This is a genomic window from Desulforamulus ruminis DSM 2154, from assembly GCF_000215085.1.
GTDB lineage: Bacteria > Bacillota > Desulfotomaculia > Desulfotomaculales > Desulfotomaculaceae > Desulfotomaculum > Desulfotomaculum ruminis.
In genome coordinates this window covers 396,059-416,876 of the sequence record NC_015589.1, presented here as the reverse complement: position 1 = coordinate 416,876, position 20,818 = coordinate 396,059, and the positions used below count along the sequence as shown (strand labels likewise).

General features: G+C 44.7%; 22 protein-coding genes. 6 read left to right on the top strand and 16 right to left on the bottom strand.

Annotation, left to right across the window (positions count from 1 at the left end; translation table 11 throughout):
* Positions 1-44: 44 nt before the first annotated feature.
* The 7 genes from DESRU_RS02130 to DESRU_RS02100 form a co-directional block, all read right to left on the bottom strand.
* Positions 45-1,445: an MFS transporter gene (locus tag DESRU_RS02130; RefSeq protein ID WP_013840480.1), complete on the bottom strand. Its 1,401-nt coding sequence runs from the start codon at positions 1,443-1,445 to the stop codon at positions 45-47.
* A gap of 392 nt (positions 1,446-1,837) precedes the next feature.
* Positions 1,838-3,778, bottom strand: a complete 1,941-nt coding sequence (locus DESRU_RS02125) for a methyl-accepting chemotaxis protein (protein WP_013840479.1) — start codon at positions 3,776-3,778, stop codon at positions 1,838-1,840.
* A gap of 496 nt (positions 3,779-4,274) precedes the next feature.
* Entirely contained in the window at positions 4,275-4,613 is a 339-nt protein-coding gene (locus tag DESRU_RS19675) for a thioredoxin family protein (RefSeq protein WP_143758733.1), read from the bottom strand.
* A 190-nt stretch (positions 4,614-4,803) separates the two neighbouring features.
* A complete protein-coding gene (locus DESRU_RS02115; RefSeq protein WP_013840477.1) occupies positions 4,804-5,025 on the bottom strand; it encodes a hypothetical protein in 222 nt (73 codons plus the stop codon).
* A 267-nt stretch (positions 5,026-5,292) separates the two neighbouring features.
* Positions 5,293-6,675, bottom strand: a complete 1,383-nt coding sequence (locus tag DESRU_RS02110) for a PD40 domain-containing protein (RefSeq protein ID WP_013840476.1) — start codon at positions 6,673-6,675, stop codon at positions 5,293-5,295.
* A gap of 69 nt (positions 6,676-6,744) precedes the next feature.
* Positions 6,745-8,145, bottom strand: a complete 1,401-nt coding sequence (locus tag DESRU_RS02105) for a sensor histidine kinase (RefSeq protein ID WP_187290604.1) — start codon at positions 8,143-8,145, stop codon at positions 6,745-6,747.
* A 1-nt stretch (position 8,146) separates the two neighbouring features.
* A complete protein-coding gene (locus DESRU_RS02100; RefSeq protein ID WP_013840474.1) occupies positions 8,147-8,866 on the bottom strand; it encodes a response regulator transcription factor in 720 nt (239 codons plus the stop codon).
* Between the two features lie 328 nt (positions 8,867-9,194).
* Here DESRU_RS02100 and DESRU_RS02095 point away from each other — a divergent pair, with 328 nt between their 5' ends.
* Positions 9,195-10,103 carry a 1,4-dihydroxy-2-naphthoate polyprenyltransferase gene (locus DESRU_RS02095; protein WP_013840473.1) on the top strand — a complete coding sequence of 303 codons (909 nt, stop codon included), beginning with the start codon at positions 9,195-9,197 and terminating at the stop codon, positions 10,101-10,103.
* 37 nt (positions 10,104-10,140) lie between these two features.
* On the opposite strand, the gene DESRU_RS02090 is transcribed toward DESRU_RS02095, so the two are convergent.
* The 6 genes from DESRU_RS02090 to DESRU_RS02065 all read right to left on the bottom strand — a co-directional run bounded on the left by DESRU_RS02090 (position 10,141) and on the right by DESRU_RS02065 (position 14,974).
* Positions 10,141-11,139: an ABC transporter ATP-binding protein gene (locus DESRU_RS02090; protein WP_013840472.1), complete on the bottom strand. Its 999-nt coding sequence runs from the start codon at positions 11,137-11,139 to the stop codon at positions 10,141-10,143.
* A 14-nt stretch (positions 11,140-11,153) separates the two neighbouring features.
* On the bottom strand, positions 11,154-11,966 hold the full coding sequence (locus tag DESRU_RS02085; protein WP_013840471.1) for an ABC transporter permease: 813 nt from the start codon (positions 11,964-11,966) through the stop codon (positions 11,154-11,156).
* 3 nt (positions 11,967-11,969) lie between these two features.
* Entirely contained in the window at positions 11,970-12,773 is an 804-nt protein-coding gene (locus DESRU_RS02080) for an ABC transporter permease (RefSeq protein WP_013840470.1), read from the bottom strand.
* 340 nt (positions 12,774-13,113) lie between these two features.
* Positions 13,114-13,776, bottom strand: a complete 663-nt coding sequence (locus tag DESRU_RS02075) for a hypothetical protein (protein ID WP_013840469.1) — start codon at positions 13,774-13,776, stop codon at positions 13,114-13,116.
* Between the two features lie 192 nt (positions 13,777-13,968).
* Positions 13,969-14,286: an AzlD domain-containing protein gene (locus tag DESRU_RS02070; protein WP_013840468.1), complete on the bottom strand. Its 318-nt coding sequence runs from the start codon at positions 14,284-14,286 to the stop codon at positions 13,969-13,971.
* Complete coding sequence (locus DESRU_RS02065; RefSeq protein WP_013840467.1) at positions 14,279-14,974, bottom strand: AzlC family ABC transporter permease; 696 nt, start codon at positions 14,972-14,974, stop codon at positions 14,279-14,281. Before DESRU_RS02065 ends, DESRU_RS02070 begins: the two co-directional genes overlap by 8 nt.
* Before the next feature lie 184 nt (positions 14,975-15,158).
* Here DESRU_RS02065 and DESRU_RS19670 point away from each other — a divergent pair, with 184 nt between their 5' ends.
* The 5 genes from DESRU_RS19670 to DESRU_RS21215 all read left to right on the top strand — a co-directional run bounded on the left by DESRU_RS19670 (position 15,159) and on the right by DESRU_RS21215 (position 17,706).
* Entirely contained in the window at positions 15,159-15,731 is a 573-nt protein-coding gene (locus DESRU_RS19670) for a helix-turn-helix domain-containing protein (RefSeq protein WP_013840466.1), read from the top strand.
* A gap of 280 nt (positions 15,732-16,011) precedes the next feature.
* Positions 16,012-16,485: a DUF2975 domain-containing protein gene (locus tag DESRU_RS02055; protein WP_013840465.1), complete on the top strand. Its 474-nt coding sequence runs from the start codon at positions 16,012-16,014 to the stop codon at positions 16,483-16,485.
* A gap of 10 nt (positions 16,486-16,495) precedes the next feature.
* Positions 16,496-16,717 (top strand): helix-turn-helix domain-containing protein, encoded by a 222-nt coding sequence (locus DESRU_RS02050; RefSeq protein ID WP_013840464.1) that lies wholly within the window; start codon positions 16,496-16,498, stop codon positions 16,715-16,717.
* A 331-nt stretch (positions 16,718-17,048) separates the two neighbouring features.
* Positions 17,049-17,354 (top strand): hypothetical protein, encoded by a 306-nt coding sequence (locus DESRU_RS21220; protein ID WP_238446346.1) that lies wholly within the window; start codon positions 17,049-17,051, stop codon positions 17,352-17,354.
* 4 nt (positions 17,355-17,358) lie between these two features.
* Positions 17,359-17,706, top strand: coding sequence for a hypothetical protein (locus DESRU_RS21215; RefSeq protein WP_238446345.1), 348 nt, complete (start codon positions 17,359-17,361; stop codon positions 17,704-17,706).
* A gap of 352 nt (positions 17,707-18,058) precedes the next feature.
* On the opposite strand, the gene DESRU_RS02040 is transcribed toward DESRU_RS21215, so the two are convergent.
* From DESRU_RS02040 to DESRU_RS02030, 3 genes are all read right to left on the bottom strand, one after another.
* Positions 18,059-18,916, bottom strand: a complete 858-nt coding sequence (locus tag DESRU_RS02040; protein ID WP_013840463.1) for a hypothetical protein — start codon at positions 18,914-18,916, stop codon at positions 18,059-18,061.
* On the bottom strand, positions 18,909-19,526 hold the full coding sequence (locus DESRU_RS02035; RefSeq protein ID WP_238446344.1) for an RNA polymerase sigma factor: 618 nt from the start codon (positions 19,524-19,526) through the stop codon (positions 18,909-18,911). Before DESRU_RS02035 ends, DESRU_RS02040 begins: the two co-directional genes overlap by 8 nt.
* A 250-nt stretch (positions 19,527-19,776) precedes the next feature.
* The gene (locus DESRU_RS02030; protein ID WP_238446343.1) at positions 19,777-20,784 is read right to left on the bottom strand and encodes a metallophosphoesterase; all 1,008 of its coding nucleotides are present in this window, start codon (positions 20,782-20,784) and stop codon (positions 19,777-19,779) included.
* Positions 20,785-20,818 lie beyond the last annotated feature (34 nt).

Genomic DNA, 20,818 nt, shown 5'->3' with positions numbered 1-20,818 from the left:
CGGTCTTTATAATGGGGAGCAGTAACATGGATAAACATTTTTTTTTATGCTTTAGCCGGGGCCGCTTCTTCCGCTGCTTCAACGGCAATTTCCTCCAGAGATTTACCGGCAGTACGCTCGCCCCAAATACCGGTAACCACAGCTACAATCAGGAACATGGCGCCAATGACACCGAACAATACACCGTAGCCAAATTGTTTGAAGATAATGGGCACCAACAGCATGGCAGCGGAAGTCATAATCCGCCCTAAGCTGTAAATGAAGCCGGTGGCGCTGTTCCGAATATGGGTGGGATAGGCTTCGGCCAGGTAAGACCACATCAGTACAAACACGCCGTCCATCAATACCCTTACAGCAAATCCCACAAAGACAATTATCAGGGGAGCTTTGATCGTACCGAAAACAATGGTTAATAACCCTACCGCCACGCTATAGACAACAATGGGAACCTTTCTGCCGCCTTTATCGGTAAAGAAAGCGGCGATATAGTTACCAATGGGGCTTCCAAAGGATACTAGGGCGCTCATCCACAGGGCGTCTTCCATGGTAAATCCATACTCGTTTAGTAAAGTAGGCATCCAGCCGAAGAAGATAAAATATCCTACGGTGATAAAGATAACCATATTGGTAAGCACAGTGGTTTTCTTAAGATACTTTTTGCCAAACACCTCTTTAATCATGGCGAGGCCGCTGGTTTCTTGGGCTTTTTCTGCATTAGTATCCTTATGAGCCGCGATCTCGACACTCATATCCACTTTAACATCCGGTACAAAATGTTGAATTACTTTTTCCGCCTCTTCATATCTTCCCTGGGTGATCAGCCACCGGGGTGATTCTTTTAACCATTTGGTACCCAAGTATAGAATAATGAACCCGGATCCGCCAATGTAAAACACATGGCGCCAACCATCCGGGCTGGCCGGAATGAGGATCTGAGCAATCTGACCCAGCAGCGGAATGCTTAACAAACCGGTAGCCAGGGAAATGGCCTGCCATTTCCCTCTGGAGGCGGCCGGCAGTATTTCTACAATGTAAACCATGGCAACGACAACCATTGATAAGACACCGAAACCGGTCATTGTTCTAGCTACCATAAATATTTCTTTATTGGGAGACAGACCATTTAAAATGGAGAAAGTAGAAAAAATGATAACAGAAAATAAGAATGTCTTTTTACGTCCATACTTATCCGAAGCCCAGCCGCCGAACCAGCAGCCAAAAAGCATACCGACAAAGGTTACTGAGTTAACAACTCCGATCCACTCCATGGACACTCCCCAGTGCTTTGTAAGCGCCGGAGCTACAAAGGAAAAGGTGAATAAATCCATTTGATCAAAGGCATAGGCTAGTGCCAGTAAGATTAAAAATTTAACATGTTCTTTACCCATTTTGGCATTGTCCATATAACTGTTGCCACTGGTGGAATTGCTAATTCCTCCTGCCATATAACGACCTCCTCATTATTATCATGCCACGGAACAATCCATTTCACCTCTGTATATCTTATTACGTTCAGTCACTCCTCCTTTGTCCAAATCAGACCCAGCCGACAACGTATCGGTCGTGCATCTGACTCTTTTCGACACTTTCTACTATTGTGTAAGTTCTTACCTTCACTAATTACTTTAATTATAAAAATTATGTTAATTGCTGTACAATACTTGGTGATTATACCCCGTATAAGCAAAACAAATATACGTTAATCCTGTTTATTCAATTTTTACAAATAAAACATAAGATTTTCCTTTTTACGACATTTCTTTATGGCATAAAATATGAAATGTCCGGTGACCTTGGCTGGTCACCGGACATGGGCAGGGACCCCACTGTTAAGACTTTATAAAGTAAATTTTTCAACCATTTGATTTAGATGATTGGCCATTTGATTGAGTTGTTCATTGGCAGCGGATATTTCCTCCATGGCAGCCGTTTGTTCCTCTGTCGTGGCAGAAACATTTTGAATCCCTGCAGCCACCTGTTCCGCTGCAGATGCAACACCTTGAATTTGTTTTACCAGTAATTCAATGGAATCAGTAATTCCCTTAAAATTGTTGCCCACTTCCTCTACAACCAGGACCCCTTCTTTTACCTGCTTACTTCCCTCGGTCATGGCCTCCACCGCTTTCTGGGACTCCAATTGAACCTGATGAATGATTTCAGTAATGTCCTTGGCGGCGTTGGCGGATTGTTCGGCCAGTTTCCTTACCTCATCGGCAACCACCGCAAAGCCCCGGCCGTGCTCTCCTGCGCGGGCTGCCTCTATGGCTGCATTCAAGGCCAGTAAATTGGTTTGTTCCGCTATATTGGTGATTAAATATACAATTTTATTAACATGATTTAATGTTTCCGCCAGTTCTTCTACCACTCGGGCAGCATCTTTATTGGAACAGGAGATTGTTTCCATTTGACCGGTGATTCTCTCAACACCGCCGGAACCTTGTTCCGCCTCCTTGGAAACCTTTTCGGACAAATCTGCCGCCTCCTGTATGTTACTGGCCACCTGCTCGATGGTAGCGGCGATTTCGCTGACGGTGGCTGCAGTCTCCGATGAGCCTGCGGAAGTCTGTTGGGATTGGTTGGCCAATTGTTTAGCGGACTCACTTAAATCCACGGAAGAAACCTGTAAGCCTTGAATTACCTCCTTAAGGTTTTCCCTCATACTGTTTAAGGAATCGATCAAGACACCATTTTCGTCACTTCGTTTCATCTCTATGGGTTTTACCTTCAGGTTTCCTTTGGAAATTTCACGGGCAAACTCTGCGGAAGCGATGATTGGTTTGGATATCTTATTGGAAATCACCACAGCCATGAAAACAATTCCCACTAAAAGTATCATTAACAATAAAAATAGATTTTTTGCCATAGTGCCGAATTTATCCATTAATTCCGCCTTTTCCACAATGGCCATGAATTTCCAGCCCGTCTCCCCGGAGGTATAAATATTGACAAAACAATCTTTGTTGTCAATGGTTGCTTCAAAATCTCCTGTGTTCATTTTCAGAGCAGCACTTAATTTTTCATTTTTTAGATCCTTTAAATTTTTGCCGTTCATTTCAGGCTTTTTAGGATGTGCGATAATGGTTCCTTCATCGTCTGTCACCATAATGTAGCCGGTCTTTTCAATTTTTATATTTTTAATCATATCGGTTATACTTTCCAGGCTTACATCCAATCCCTGAACGCCCACAACCTGGCCGGTGGAATCGGTAATGGTGGTTACCGTGCTAACCAGAAAAACCTGATCTGCGGGGAAAAAATAAGGTTTTGTCCGGGTGACCTGCCCTTTATTTTCCATGGCGGTATTGTAAAAGAGTTTTACTCTGGGATCATATTGGCTCATTATTTTTCCATCGGGCCATTGAGTATACGCGCCATCAACGGTGGCCAGATATACATAAGCGGTCTTGGGATGGGATTCCGCAAAGGTTGAGTAAATATTGTAGATCTCTTTCTCCAAGCCGCTGCTTAAAGAAGGCGTCATTTGGATGAGTCCGTCCGCTCCTCCCGGGTTATCCAAGTAAGAGGTTATGGTGGTATCGGCCCTTTTCACGGTATCGTTGATGGAGAAAAATTTACAGTTCTCACTAACACTTTGAAAAAAAATACTAATGGCATTGTTTACCTGTAAAATTTGTTTATTGGTGTTATTAATAAACTCCTGTTGAACGATTTTGGATGAATATTGTGCCAGATAAATGGTGGATGCAATGGCGGGAACCAAGGCCACGGCTAATAAAATGATTATCAGTTTATTCTTAATCGTAAAAAAATTTCTCATATGTATAACCCCTTCCAGCTACCTTTTAATCCTCTTGGCTTTCCCTAATAACCTAAGGACAAAAGCCCCCTGCCCCGGGCTTTTGTCCTTAGGTTTTGTCACAGGCCTAAATGCGGGTATTCTTTATTTACTTAAATATTTCATCCTGCCGGAACCATACTACGTTATTTTATAGGACTGTTTTAACTCTCCCCATTCATTTTGTTCAACCAATTGCAGCGTTCTAAACTTCATGGGCATTGACTCATGATTCCCCTCCTCCCTATTTATTCCGTAAATCAACTAGTACCTTAGGGTTGCCAATAATAATAACCGTCCCAAATAATATAATCACCACACCCATGATCAGATTAGGATATTCCCTTTTACAGGATCATTTGTTGCGCATTTAACCCATTGATCCTAGTTCCTTAACTGGAATATTACAAAACCTCCCGGAAGTGTCCAGGAGGCTTTATCCTATCCGCAACGGATTTTACCCAAGTTTAAAACCAATTCAATTTTTATTAATGATGCTGTCGATGGTTTCCATAATCTCTTCCTTTTCATGCAAGCCGCCAATACGATCCTTGAATTCATTTTCTTTAAAAATCAATAACTGGGGAATCCCTCTTAATTGAAAGCGTCTGTGCAGCTCGGCATATTTATCTACGTCTACATAATAAATATTTAGCCTGCCCGCATAATACTCAACAAAATCTTCCATAATGGGCAGCAGCTCTTTACAAATGTTGCATCTTTCCGCAGCAAAAAACACCAGCGAGGGAGTATCGCTATCAAAGGTACAGGCATCAAAATTTTCAATGGTTAATCGTTGGAATGTTTCATAACCCATTGATTCACCCCCTGCTTCACGGGCCTTGATCAGATTAGCCGCCGCATTGCGTATGTTATTATCTTCACTATGTAAATTATAGAAATTACATAGGATAATGTAAAATACATCATGCTTATACCCGGTATAAGAGATAATTGTCAAAAAGATTTTATAGCTTCTCCACCATAAGCAATTGAGCGAAATTTAACTATAAACCATACAACTGCCGGTCTTTTTCTCTACCTGTCATTCTCTTAGAATCAGCCATAACCTTTGAAGTACTTTTTTGATTAAGCTGGCGAATCAGTTTATCCAGCCTTTTTTGGTAGCTCTCCACCCGTTGATTGCCTTCGCCGCAATCTTTGGCAATATCCCTCAGACGCTCTCTTCCCAGCTCTATACGCAATTCCAAAAGTTTTCTATCGGACATCCTGTTCACCTCATTTTTTATAATTTAGGCCTTGTAATCGTTCGTTCTTGCACAAACAAAAATTTATACACATTATAAAAACATCCGGGTCCTTTGTAAAATAGTTCATGTTTATAGGGTTATAAAGAATAGCTATGTCCAAATGGCCAAATTACAAAAAATCCTTTATTTAAAGGGTCTCCAGTATTCATTTTTCGAGGCCCGGGAAAATAAAAAAACGGCAGAAGAGCGAGCTCCCCCTCTCTTCCGCCGTTAAAAGTTGCAGCTTTACTTAAAAGCTTTTACCAGACTGTAATAGGAGACAAAACCATAGAAACCGAATAAATCCTGATCATCAATTGGGCCCAATATTTTCTCCGGTTTTCCATTTTCCACCTCGATACTCCAAAGAACATTATCCTTCATATACAAAAGATGTTTTCCATCCTTGGACCAGAAGGGTTGAAAAACCCCTTTTCCCGCCGTCTCCAAAGCCCGGGCGTCAGACCCATCGGCATTGGCAATATAAAGGGTGCGTGAATCCACCCATTTGGCAATATCCTCGGTCTTTTCAAATCCCCACACACCGCTGCCAAGGTCTTTGGCGGCAACAAAAGCGATCTTTTTACCGTCCGGTGAGAATTGAGGATCCAATGCAACGCAGCCCTTGGGGTTGGGTATATTTTGAACCTTTCCTGTCTTAGGATCCACAAGGGCCAGGTTCTTGTTGGACCAGACAATGCGGTCCCCCCCGGCCACGGTCAGCAATTGTCCCTGGGGCGAAAAGGACTGCCATTGCCGGTAGGTTAACCCGCTGGTCAACGCTCTGGGCTCCTTTTCATCCAATTGGAGGCTCCATAGTTCCAGACCGTCTGCCGCCACAGAAGCCCCACGGGAAGGGTTAAACCAATACAGCAGTCCCTTGCCGTCCGGCTGCCAGCCCACTAATTGAATGCCGGCATTTGTTTCCAGATATTTGTTTGTTTTGCCATCCGCCACAGTCACAATATAAAGGACATCCTTCCTGTTGTCTAGATCGGGATCCTCTAAAGAAAGGGTGATATTATAGGCGATGGACTTCCCGTCCGGGGACCAACTGAAACTGGGATATCCGCTGGATACCGGAACCAGCCGGCGGGGTTCCCCCTCTGTGGGCACCAGCCAAAGACCATCTTCAGCACTTACCGCCAGAACATTGTCCCCAGGAGACCAGGAAAACCTCTCCGGCATCACCGATTCGGGCAATCCCTGGACCTGATGGGCCTGGGTGCCGTCCCTGCGTACCAACCAGAGAGGACCGGTCATGGAACTTGCATCGCTTATCCGGATAAAAGCCAGCCACTCACCATCATGGGACCAAGCGGGTTGATAGGCTTTGCCGGCTTCCGTCAGTTGTTTTACCTCTCCGGTACTGCCATCCAGCGCGTACAGCAGATCCTTCCAAATAAAGGCAAGCAGCCCTTGATCTTTAAAAGCCGCAGGATTTACATCCGGAGCCTCCATATTGGAAGGGGCTTTTGGCTTATCTTTGGATTGTGCCTGGGCTATTGAGTTAAATTGATTGAAAAAAGGGAGTTGCAAAGGTCGGTTTAACCAGATCACCGCAGCAATCAGGCACGCGGCTGCCACTCCTAGAATGATGGGGCGGGTCAATGGGCTCTTTTTCATCATTACTCAACCTCCTTACTCCAGTTATAACACATTCATTTTGCAATCCTGTTACAAAATGTTAAGAAGTTGTTACAAATTTTGATCCGGCGGGGAAATTTCCGGGATAATTAGGCGAACGGTCAGACCCTTTCCCGGAGGAGACGCAAACTCCAGCCTGCCGTTGTGCAGGCGGAGGATATCCTTAACAATGGACAGTCCAAGGCCGGAGCCCCCGGAACTCCGTTCCCTGGCAGTGGATGGACGAAAGAAGCGGGTTCCCAACCGGGTTAAAACCTCCATGGGCACCCCTTTTCCTGAATCCTCAATAACCACATGCACCTGGCCTTGTTTTATCTCGGTTTGTATACCGATGCGGCCGCCTGTAGGCGTGTAGTAGACCGCATTGCCGAGAACATTCACCAAAGCCTGGTGCAGCCAGTCCGGGTCCCCCTCAATCCAGGCTTCTCCCGCTTCTTTCATTTCTAATTTAACTTGACGTTCTGCAGCCAGAGGCTTCATGACCCAGAGGGCCTCTTCCAAGAGGCTGCCGGCCTTTATGGGCACCGGTATTATTTGAAGCTCCGGGTTATCCAGCTTGGCCAGCAGCAGCAGACTGCCCACTAAACGGCCCAGTCTTTCCGTCTGGCGAACAAAGGCCTCCAATTCTCCGGTTTGGGGGGATGAGTTCTGCTGCATGCCCTCGGCCAGGGCCTGCAGGGAAGCCAGGGGAGTCCGAAGTTCATGGGCCGCGTCCGCTATAAAAGCGCGCCTTTGCTCATCCAATTGGGCAATCCGGGCGGCCATGTCATTAAAAGTTTCTGCTAGGCAGATCATCTCCCGGCTGCCGGCAGCAGGAACCGACTGGTGCAGTTCTCCGGCCCGGATACGCCCGATGGCCCGGGTCAGCCTTTCCAGGGGACTGGACAATGAATTGGCCAGAAACAATCCCATGGCGGTGACCAGGATGGAGCATACCCCCCCGAGCAGCCAAAGCCGCTGCTGTAACTGAACGTATTGCTGCCGCAGGGCCGAAAGGTCCTGTACCAGGATAAGGCGCCCCGAAGATTTGCCGGCAATTTTTAAAGGCGCCGATGTGTAAGCAGCCCAGCTTTTCCCGGTATCATAAATCTCCGCTTTCTTGACCTCCGGATCCTTGAGTTGAGAGGGCAGGGGAAAAGCCTGACCGCTTAAACCGGCCTCGCCATAGCCATCCACCCGAACCCGATCGTCCGGGCCCAACCATAAAACCCGCCCTCCGGCGGCCATCCCCAACTGCTTAGCAGACTGGGCCGGATCCGAGGATAAGGTAAGAGAATGAGCAAAGGCGTCGGTGATTCCGTTTATGGCGGAAAGAGCCTTTTCCTGCTGGGAGGTTAAAGCAATGGTCATGGACGTCTTCACCGCCATGCCGGTCAGTAACGCGGTAACAAGGATGGCCATCACCGCATAGCTTATCCCCAAACGCCAGCGAAGGCTGGTAAAATTTATCACTCTATCCCTGAGCCAAAACATAGCCTACACCAAACCTTGTTAAAATAATTGTGGGATTGGCAGGGTCCGCCTCTATTTTGCGGCGCAGTCTGCGCACATGCACATCCACGGTGCGCAGGTCTCCCGGAAAATCGTAACCCCAGACGGTTTCCAGCAGGGCCATCCGTGAAAATACCTGTCCCGGATGGCGGGCAAAATGAATCAGCAGAGCAAGTTCGGTGGGGGTTAGGGTGGCCTGCCGTCCCTCTACCATAACAACTTGTTCGTTTAAATGAATGCAAACCCGGCCCTTTCCTACGGTTAAAGTGGAACCCTGGTACTGCCGCCGGGTTCGGCGCAGTATGGACCGGATACGGGCTACCAGTTCCCGGCTGTTAAAGGGCTTTGTTACATAGTCATCAGCCCCAAACTCCAGCCCTAAAATTTTGTCAATGCTGTCATCCCGGGCCGTCAGCATGATGATCGGCACATCGGAAATTTTGCGCAGCTCGCCGCAGACCTCCAGCCCGTCTTTAACGGGAAGCATCAAATCCAAAATCACCAGATCCGGCAGGGCTTTTCTAAATACAGCCAGAGCCTCCCCGCCATCCCCGGCAGAGACCACCCTAAAACCGGCCTCGGTCAAGGTGTTGCTAAGGCCGGTTACCAAATCGGTCTCGTCGTCTACCAGAAGCACCAGAGGTCTCGTCCCTTCCGGTTGAATTAATTGGTTCTTTCCCATACTTTACCGGACTCCTTTATATCCATTAACCCTATAATCATCCGTCCTTCAGGGTTCTGGTCATTCATTCAGCCTAGTGTTGCCGGACCAGGCATTTTGTTCGGTTAATCGCTGTCCCTTCATTATAACACCCGGCAGGCAGGTAAACCCATCATCCAGATAATGGTTACCACTAGCCGATGTTTCTAGTTGGTAAAATGTTTCGACATAAGTAATTCTGTATTTTGATAATCCCGGCTTGAGATTTATTTACTTCTATGGTGAAGGAAAAAGCCTATCCAAAAACAAATTTAATAGGACAAGACTATTTTTAAGGAGATAATTTTAAATGTCACAACCCATAGAAAAGCCACACCCTTTTAAGATCTGGATGCTGGCCATCCGCCCCAAAACCCTGCCTGCGGCCATGGGACCGGTGGTGGTCGGCACCTCCCTGGCTGTTGGCGACTCTGTTTTCGCTTTCCTGCCGGCCTTAGCCGCCCTGCTGGTATCACTGCTCCTGCAGATCGGATCCAACCTGGCCAACGATGTCTTTGATTTTAAAAAGGGGAAGGATACAGAGGAAAGAACCGGCCCCCTGCGGGTGACTCAGGCGGGACTCTTAACCCCCCGCCAGGTCATGTCCGGCATGGGCGTGGTGTTTGTTCTTGCCTTTATCCTGGGAATATATCTTACCTGGGTCGGCGGCTGGGTCATCCTGGCTCTGGGGATCGCCGCCATTGTCTCGGCCGTCGCCTACACCGGCGGGCCTTTTCCTCTGGGCTACCATGGGTTAGGAGAATTGTTTGTCTTTATCTTCTTTGGCCCGGTGGCAGTCTGCGGCACGTATTACGTTCAAGCCGGAAATGTCAGCCCCGCTGCCTGGTGGGCATCCCTCCCGGTGGGATTTTTAATCACAGCCATTTTGGTAGTTAACAATTACCGTGATTTACCCCAGGATAAAAAAACCGGTAAAAAAACCCTGGCCGTTCGCCTGGGTCCAACCGGCGCCCGGCTGGAATTCTACCTCTTACTGGCGGCCTCCTTTGCCGTGCCTCTAGTCATGTGGCAGCAAGGTATTGCCTCCGCCCGCATCCTCTGTGCCTGGTTGTCCTTACCCTTTGTACTGCCGCTCATTCATGATATCCGGACAAAAAAGGGGCGGCCCCTAAATGCCACCCTCGCCGGAACCGCCCGCTTATCATTGATTTATAGTATTTTCTTCTCTGCCGGTTATTTTTTTGAGAAACTTATGTAATGTCAGTCCTGTTTGGATCAATAAATTTTGTTGGATATTAGGCACCCGCCTGACTGCCAATACCCTTTTCATAGATGTGCCGAATAATCACATCAATCTCCGGGTCTTTGATGGTTAAATCCTTAATCTCATACTTCTGGGAAATCTGATGGATTAATTGGGAGGCGGTCACCTCATCCCGATTAAACCGCAACCACTTGCGGTTCCCTTCTTGTTTTATTACTTCCGTTCCAGCTATGACAAAACCGGAGTTCTCTCCTTCCAGATCAACGATTAAAACCCGGTCTTTGCCGAACCTCTCTTTAATCTTGGACAGCTCCCCGTCATAGATCACCCGCCCGTTATCAATTAAAATCATCCGCTTACATAGTTTTTCAATATCGGACATGTCATGGGTGGTCAGGATCACGGTAACGCCCCGCTCCCGGTTAATTTCCTTGATAATGGTCCGCATTCGCTCCTTCGCCACCACATCCAAGCCGATGGTGGGCTCATCCAGAAAAAGAATTACCGGGTCGTGCAGCAGGGAGGCGGCAATGTCCGCCCTCATCCGTTGGCCCAGGGACAGTTGGCGCACAGGGGTGTGCAGGAACTCTCCCAGACCCAGGATGTCGGAAAAGGTAGTCATGTTTTGCCGGTAACGTTGATCGGAAATTTGGAACACCTGCTTTAACAGTTCAAAGGATTCGATGGTGGGCAGGTCCCACCAAAGCTGTGTCCGCTGGCCAAAGACCACCCCGATTTGCCGGGCGTTTTTCTGCCGTTCCTTAAAGGGAATCACGCCATTCACCCGGATATCGCCGGAGGTAGGCACCAGAATGCCCGTAAGCATCTTAATGGTGGTGGATTTGCCCGCCCCGTTGGGACCAACGTAGCCTACCACTTCTCCTTGCTTCACTGCAAAGGAAATGTCCTGCACCGCCATTTTAGTGGTATATTCCCGATGGAAAAGACTCCGCAGGGCCCCTCCCAAACCCTCTTGCCGTTTAGCAATTTGATACTGTTTATAAAGATGGTTAACTTCAATTATGCTCATAGCTGCCTCCCGCTTTATGAACCCGCGCTCTTATACCGGTTTAACCCCAGCATCCAAAGACGAAAACATAACCAAAAGAAAATGATCCCCACCAAGGGGCTTAGGAAGCCCCAAAAGGGTTGATAGTTTTCACTGGACTTGCCCAATAAAAGCAAGGCCGGAAGATAATTGACAAAGGCAAAGGGCAGCACAAAGGTAACCAATATCTGCACCACCCGGGGGTAAATGGATAGAGGGTAGTTCATCAGGCTTTTAGCAGGCCACATAAGCACCCAGTAAAGGCGCTCCGAGCGTGTAGTCCAAAAGGCCACGGCGGATATGGCTACCAGTAGGCCGCCCTGGATAAGGGTTCCCCCAGCCACCGCCCCAAGGAAAACAAGCCACTGCCAGGCTTGCCAGTGCAGTTGAAGGTTCATGTAGGCCATGGCTACCGCAATGATGCTGAACAAAAACTGACCAAAGGCACCCACATCAAATTTCATGGCCATAAAATGAAAAAAGGGATGGATGGGCCGTACCAAAAACCGGTCAAAGGTGCCGTTTACAATATATTGGTCCAAACTTCGAAAGTGAAAGAAAAAAATCATGCACACTCCCCAGGATAACACCGCCAGGGCAAATAAAAAGATTAACTGCCAGAAGGTCCACCCTTCCAGTGCGCCAAAGGAATAGAGCAAAACCCACATGGTAACGGCAGTCCCCGCGTAAGTCATGGCCCAGCCCAGGATGTTCATGACAAAGGCATAGCGGTATTGCAGTTGAGCCCGGATGCTGGCGCTCACCATATAAAAATACATATGTATTCCCCGCAGCCAGGAATGTACCATGAACTACCCTCCTTGAATGACAATCTTCATAGAGGCCTTGGCCCAGACAAAGCGTAAAATTGCATAGCATATCAGCAGCCAAATTACCTGGCTAAGCAAGGCGTTTAATATGGCCTGTCCGGTTAATTGTCCCACAAAAATGGAATTAGGCACAAAAAAGATCCCTTGAAAGGGCAGGTAACGGGCCACTTGCTCCAACCAGCCGGGGAAAAACCAAAGGGGCACCACCGAGCCGGAAAAAAGTGAAATGGAAAAATAAAAAATATCCTCCACTCCCCCGGTTTCCACCAACCAAAAGGTAAACAAACCAAAGGTAAGTTCAATGCAGTAGCGAATGAAAAAACCCAGAACCACCGAGACCGCAAACAAGCCCCATTGACTGAAGGACGTAGGTACCTCCGGTTTTAAAACCAGAAAAAGCACGGTGTACAGGGGTACAATGGCGGTGAGGGCATAAAAGGCAATGCTGCCGAAATCCGCAAACAACATGCGGGTAGGGTAATCATAGGGGCGCAGCATTTCCATGGCAATATCGCCGGAGCGCACCCGCTCCTGAATTTCCCATAATGAGGTGCCTGCGCCATGGAGCCCCTGGAGGGCTTGACTGACCAGGATATAGCTGAGCATGGCCTGAAAAGAAACGCCTTCCACCGATTCTTTGCCATGGTACAGCCCGTACCAAATAAATCCCCACATGAAGAGAAACATAATATTGCCGATGATTCTTGTCCAGGCGTCAAAACGGTAGGCCGCCGCCCGCTGAAAAGATTTGCGGGAGAACTCCCAATATATTTTACAAGTTCCCATTATCATTCCCCTGAGACGAATTCGATGATGAAGGCCGTTAGGCCCAAACGGTTGTTTTAAACTTTTTAGTAAATGATATACTAAAATGCGCCAAAGGTGAAGTAATTAGCCAACAGACTATTTTTACGAAGCATTATTCGCTCCAAAGGTCCAAAGGCCTATAGCCAACATGCTTGAATTCTTTTTACAGACAAAGTAAAAGCAAGAGGACGGTTCCCTTGCTTCCGAGGGGTTAGGCTTTACTTTGATGTATTTCTCAAATATTCTTCCAGTTATATTTATCCACCACGTGATTTCATATTGATCCTCGTTTATAAAACCGGTTAACTAGGGAGGAAAATTAGCTCTTTTTAATAAACCGGATTTCCGGCCCTGTTATACTTGCACCGTCAAAGGCTGTTTTCCCTTTATCAATATAGAAGTTAAAACTTAAATTATCCTTTTGGCCTGGCAGCAGTCTATAGGTACTATGGCCTTGATCATCTTTTAAAATGATATCCTCCGGAAAGTATTCCTTATCTACCAGTTTCAGAGCGACTTCCTGCACTTCCTTGCTATGATTGGTTAGGCTGATCGTTCCCGATATCTTTTTTCTCTCCCCTTCTGTATCGATATGGCAAATGCTCTCTTTTGAATGATACTCGATTGCTTTTAGATCATCTTGAAACCAATAATATGTATCTTTAGAAACTTCCAGGACGGCAGGAACAACGAATAAAATAAGTGCAAGGAAAAAAATGAAGGGTCTTTTTTTAATGAATTCGATCAGGCGACTATCCCTTAAATACTTTTCGGCTCCTCTCCACCCTATGATGACAAAAGCCAGACCATAGAAAAAGGTATAACGCAAGCCCAATCTCTCTTCATCATTAGACCAAGCCTTTAACCCCAATTTATTCAGCAGATAATCCCCCAGGCAAAAACCGTTTGATAACTCAAAAGAGAATAATATACCGAAAATCATTAGCGAAAAGAATAACCCGCCAATCATTCTCTTTTTCATTTACTTTCACCCCCTCAGAAGATCCAAAGGATCAGCGTTATCCTCTTTAACCTATTTTGCCATAAATTGATTATTGTGGATAGTTCTTTGGAGAGAAAGCAAGCTGTCTAAACTTCTTTTGCTCCATCTTAAAAAGGGGCAGTTGAACAGATCACTCTCCTACATCACTAATCGGACCCTTTATTTTTCCACTCAACCTAAAAGATACCGGACGAACAAACCAGCCATTCCTCCAATGATAATCGAGGGAAGAAACATTTTCACTATCTTTATGGCCATGGCTGTGGACAGACAGCCGATCAAAACCGGAAGTGAAATCACCAGTTGCCCATTCACGGGAACTAAGATTTGTTTGATGATCAGTGCCGCTATAATGGCAACCGGCACATAATTAAAATATAAACGTAAGGACGGACTTATCTCCCGTCCCGCCATAATTTCCACACCAAGAATGCGGGACAGGTAAGTAGAAATGGAAAGTAAGCCGATGAGCAGCCAATGGTTAAGCATTTTGGGGCTTCCTCCTTAAATAAAGACCTACCAGCGGTGCGAAGACACCGGTAATAATGATGGTAAATTCATTCCCCGGCATGAAATATTCCACTCCCATCGCTATCATCACGGCCGCCAGCGCCGTTGCAATGACCGGTTTTTCCTTAAGGCCAGGGACCAGAAGGGCGGCAAAAGTAACCGGAAAGGCTAAATCTAACCCCCATTTTTGCGGATCAACCTGATTGCCAATTAACGATCCAACCAGCGAAGATAAGGCCCAGGCAATGTAGAACGTACCCGTAACGGCTCCGAAATAAAGAGGGTCCGGTCCATATTTTTTAAATCTTGAACTCCCTAAAACAAAAGGTTCATCCGACACACCGAAGGACAGCAACCATCTCCACTTCTTTGCAGGGGCAATCCCCTCGGCCAGAGCCGCTCCGTATAACAAATTCCGGAGATTTAACAAAACCGAGGTCACCAGCACGCTGGCCAGACTTGCGCCCGCCGTCAACATTGCCACAGCGACCATTTGTACCGACCCGGAAAACACCAGCAGGGACATTGCCACACAACTCATCATGCTAAAATGAGCTTGCATTGCCAGTACGCCATAGGATAATCCATATGCCGCAATGGCCACTGCCAGCGGCAGCGCTTCCATAAAACCGGTTTTTATCGCCTCTCTTTTCCCAGCCACCATCATCACAACTCCTTATTTTATGCTGCAAACAGGAATCACCTAAATAAACCATACCTCTCCTGCTAAAAAGCAAAAACCAATCCGCTGCTGTAAAACCACTGCCGGAGTGGTATAATAAAATTAACTTATTGTTTATTATAATATACCAGCCATACAAAAAAGAGGCCTTTAAATTTAAGGAGGAAAAATGAACACTGAAAAGCCTTGGGCAGAAGGAGATGTGGGGAAACGAATCGGCGCAAACCTGCGGCAATTTCGTGTAAGCAGAGAAATCAGCGTGGAGGCTCTGGCCAAACAAATCGGGGTCAGCAAATTAACTCTAATTAAGATCGAACGGGGAGAAGCCAATCCCACATTGTCCGTCATATGGAAAATTGCCAATGGGCTAAACATCCCGATCACCGCGCTGTTATCCATCCAGTCGGATGTCTCCATTGCCCGGAAAAAGGATGGACTGAAACTGACCAGTTCAAACGACGTGCTTGTGGCGGAGCCTTTGTTTTACTCCCACGGCTTGATGGAGCTTTACCGGGGATACCTGCAACCCCGTGGAGAATATCTTTCGGAGGCACACCGGCCGGGAGTGGTGGAGTTCGTTACGGTTATGTCCGGTCAACTGACTGTGGAAGTGGACGTCAATACCTATCACTTAGAAGAGTGCGATTCCATTCGTTTTAAAGGGGATCGGCCTCATAAGTATGCCAATCCCTCCTCTGCTTTAACCATTCTGCACTTTGTCATTTCTTATAATCATCTTTAAAATGGGAACTGATGGCACATTAGCAAAATAATGCGAAGCATTGATATAGAAACCGACTCAATGTGCGAGCTGGCTTTTTTGTCTGGCCTAATAACCCAAAATCTCAATTGAATAGGTTAAAGATAAAAAGCATTCTTTGCAATGAAGAATGCTTTTTATCTTTGTCTAAATCCAGAAGGAATTAACAATAATAAAATAATTAAAATCAATAATATTTTATTGCAAAACGATAAAAATATGTGCTAATATCAAATTACAATAAATAAGTGAGGTGCTTTTTATGAAACGAGAAACACTTTTTTTAAAGGCAGTTGTTTTTCTTATCGGAATTCCGGTTCTTGCCTTGTGCCTATTTGGATTGCCTTGGTTAGCTAATCATCCGGTAAATCCGGATCATACCCATATGCTATATCCCACTTTAATCGGTATCTATGCAACGGCAATACCTTTTTACTTTGCTCTGTATCAAGCTTTTAAACTTTTAAGCTATATCGACAAGAACAAAGCTTTCTCGGAATTATCTGTAAAGGCTTTAAAGAATATAAAATACTGTGCAATCATAATCAGCAGCTTGTATGTGGTAATGATGCCATTTGTTTATCTTGTAGCAGAGAAAGACGATGCCCCAGGTCTCATCATAATCGGAATGGTCCCTATCTTTGCTTCCATGGTGGTTGCAGTCTTTGCTGCTGTTCTTCAAAAGCTTTTAAAAAATGCCATAGACATAAAATCAGAAAATGATTTAACGGTTTGAGGTGAATAACATGGCGATTATAATCAATATTGACGTGATGCTGGCTAAAAGAAAAATGAGCGTAACAGAACTTTCGGAGAGGGTTGGAATAACCATGGCTAACCTTTCTATATTGAAAAATGGAAAGGCAAAAGCCATTCGATTATCAACTCTAGAGGCAATTTGTAAGGCTTTAGAATGTCAGCCTGGAGATATTTTAGAATATAAAAGTGATGAAGACAGTCAAGGATAATAAATTTTGATTAATAACATTGTGAAGGAAAGTAGGACTTAATATGACAATGGACATTAGCAATCTAATTATTGAAAATCTTGCTAACCCCCATGAACTGGAGAGAATGTATAGAAAAGAAACCCGAAGGGGTTTAAAAAGTCAATCTCATACGCCTGGGGAAAAAACCCTGACTCGCAGGTTCTTGCCGTTTGGTATGAACGATTGCATTTCAAGGAGACGGCAAATACAGAAAAAACTTCTTTGTTTCAGAAAGATTTCTTATCCATGGGCATTTTAGCAATGCTGGCCGGGATAAACACCAGGGGAATTTTGCATACTTTACGCCAGCATGGCAATCAGCGGAATGATGCTAACAGCATTAACCATGCACTTATTTCGATTTGTCGGTATGGATATATCTGAATTCTATTTTGAAAATGTCGTTTTATTTAGTGCTGCCGCCCTGGCGATTGTGGCTACATACCTTGTATCAAGGAACCTTAAACTTGCTAAAAATATTGCACCCTATATCGCTAAAATTTTTAGTCCCCTTGTACTGGCCATTGTTGGCCTATCTTATAACGGTTATTTGGGTGGGAAAAAATCCATTCTTGGACCGCAATTTCCTCATATTCTTCAACGGAATCCTCCTTAGTGTATTGGCCGTCACCATATTCTCCATTACCGAAAGCGGTACAGACCAGAAAAAGAACATTTCTGATTATATAAATTTTGCCCTAATTATTCTTGCTCTTATCATTGACAGTGTGGCTTTATCAGCCATGGTGTTCAGGCTTTCTTCTTTTGGGATTACGCCCAACATACTTGCTGTTTTAGGAGTAAATATACTTATCTGGGCCAATCTAATTTGGATTATGCTCTCCTACATGCGTTTTCTACAAAACAAAACCGGGCCTTCAACCATCCAAGATGCCGTTACTAAGTATTTGCCGGTCTACGGATTTTGGGCAGCTTTTGTTACATTTACTTTTCCTTTTATTTTTTAAGAGAGACTCTGTTAATGTAATATCAAACCCAGAAGCTAATAAAACAATCAATGGACTTCCATATAATTGGAAGTCCATTTTACTGACAAAAAATTCACTTTAAACTTTAACAGAGCCTAAATAATAAATATAGATGATAAATGAATTGATATTTGTTGACAAAAAGGTCGTCTCTTCCGTAATGCCCCTTGGCTTCTGCACCAATCGTCTAGTTAATTAATGTTATTCATTCCCCCAATAATCGCAGTATCTATTATATCAACCCTTGGTTCGGTAAGAAAAGCATTAGCCGCAAGGGATAGAAAGGGACGTTCCTATTTTGTTACAATTATTTTTTAATTAATGGATAACTTTAATTGTTAAGCACGGAATTAGCTGCATTCTTAAGCTTATCTAAGGAAATGTTATTTCCCATATCGGATAAATGGTAATATACTCCTTTGTATTCCCAGGTCAGTGAATGAACGACTTTGATCTCCTTTGGCTTTTGCGTAATATCGTTTGTTGTAACGCCGTTCTTCTCAACAAGAGGGTATATAGGAAGGGGGTTTTCACAATAGTATAATGTGTGATTTTTTAGCCGTATCTCTTTCTTGTTGTCCCCTACTTTTTGGGCATACTGCAGCAAGTGCTCTTGATCGGTAATATTTAAAACAAGGTCCGTTTCTTCTTTTTGGTAATACTTAGCAATACTGATTTCACCTGAACTATCTACCCGGCTAATAGCGGTATTAAACAACTCATATCCGCCTTCCAGGGTCCGTGGAGCATTAAACTCAAACCCCGCTTCTTTTGCCAGATCCTTATCTTCTAAACTAGTTGTACTGCTTGTAGAGGTTGCAATCTTCACTTTGTCGCTTGAGACCTGAACAGATTCATATTTACCGGTATCTCCTTTTACCACTATATACACAAAAGAGGTTACTTTTTTGATTCCTTCCTGTGCCATCACTTTAACAGGCTGGCTAAAAGTACACAGCATAATAGCAGCCACAGCAAAAATGTAAACCAGAGCAGCCGGTCTGGTAATTTTATACTTGAAGTCACATAAGTAATGATTGATTCTTTTCATCATTTGTTGTTTTCTTTCCTCTCTAGAGTATATTTTGTGTTTAATTTTTTCCAAACCAATCATGCCTGCCTCAATGTTATCAACTTCTTGCAATAAAGATCTTTTTATTAATTTTTCAAGCTGCCTATCTCTATTCATGGACAACACACTCCCTTTCAAATACCCCGGAGGCATTATTAATGGGAAATTCGTCAGGCCTGCTTTTTAATACTTTGGCAAGTTTTTTTCTACCGTTTAGTAATCTGGATTTAACCGTACCTTGGAAGCAATTCATTATTTGTGATATCTCCTTTATAGACATATCATTGTAGTAATAGAGAATCATGGTAGTCTTTAAGGGAAGGCTTAGTTGATTAATCGCCTGACGAATTATGCGACTTTCCTGGCTTGCTTCTATAATCTCAAGGACATCCTGTTGATCAGTCAAGCGTTCCATCCCATTATCGTCAAGACTTTCTGTAATTACTTTCCTTTCCATTGAAGCCATACGCCAACAAATCCTCACCAGCAACCGGTTAAACCAAACCTGAAAAGATTCCGGATTACGTAATTTTTTAATATCTCGGTAGCATTCTAAAAAGGCTTCTTGAATAATATCTTCAGCAATATTTTTATTGCCAACAAATAAATAAGCTGTCCGTAGAGCTTTTGTTGCATAGGTTTTATATAATGCATCGAAAGCAGCTTCCTCTCCCTGTTGACAATGCGTAATTATATCAGTATCGACCAATTGCTCAACTCCTTTCATAAGGTGCACCTTATACTATATAAGGGAGTAATTGTTCCTCTTAGGTTCACTCTTTTTGAAAAAATGTTAATTTTATAAGGTTAGGTAATTCTTTATCCAATGGATTTTCCAGTAACATCCTTTTGCTACCGTTTCAATTTATTGTTGGAAAGAGCGGTTGAATTCACTCAGTTGTAGGGGCTTCCTCTTTTTTCCCTGTGTCCCTGGAAGCTGACAAGAGGAAACGACCCCTTCTGTCTCATTGTCGGTATTATTGAAAATTCATTTTAATATTAACAATTTCAGAGTTAGACCCTATTCTTAAAGGGGGGCCCCAGGTGCCATAACCAGACGAAACTACTAGATGGTACGACTCTTTTTTTAATGGGCCCCAATCCAATTCATATATTTGACCGGTTATGAAGTTGCTCGGAAATATTTGCCCCCTGTTGGTATGGCCCGATAGCTGCAGGTCCACCCCCACGGCCTGGGCATTGATTAAATCTATGGGCTGGTGATCCAGTAAAATAAGGGGCAGGGAAGCATCTATCCCCTTCATTAATTCCCCTAATTCCTTTCTTCCTTTACCGGTGCGGCGTCCGGGGTCGTCCCTCCCTATAATATAAAAACTGTCGTCAACCTTGATATAGTTGTCCTTTAATACCTTTACCCCGGCTTCTTCAAAATCATTTAATAATTGATTATCCCGCAGCCCACGGTCATGGTTTCCTGGAACCGCAAACGTTCCATATTTAGCCTGCATAAGGCTTAAAACAGCCGTCAACCGGCGGACATCCGCGGGGTCGATATTCCCATCCATTATATCTCCTGCCAATAAAATAATATCCGGCTGGAGTTTATTAGTCATTTCGACCATGGGATTAAGCCGTGGCTCATTGATTATTTTTCCATAATGAATATCGGATATCATGACAACCTTGAGTTGCTTCAGTGAACCGGCCTTCTTTTCAATATCCAACGCATAATTTGTTACTACCGGATTCCGGGCATTCCAACTACCGTAGATCAGAACAACAATCACCGTTCCAACAATTAATCCACTTAAAATAAAAGGAGTTCTTTTATGTTCCTTTATCGCCCTCGGTACAAAGCTTATTCCTCTATTGTTCAAAAGTAAGCCTAAATCTATAAACAGCAGTAGTAAAAAAATATACGAAACAGCAATCATGGAGTAACTGCCCCAGATAGTCAACCAGAGACTGTCCGGAGGTAAAAGATCTTCAGCAAATTCTGCCGCGGGAAAAGTAAAGACCAGCAAGGCAAAAAAGCCCCAAAATAATTTCCGGTAGATT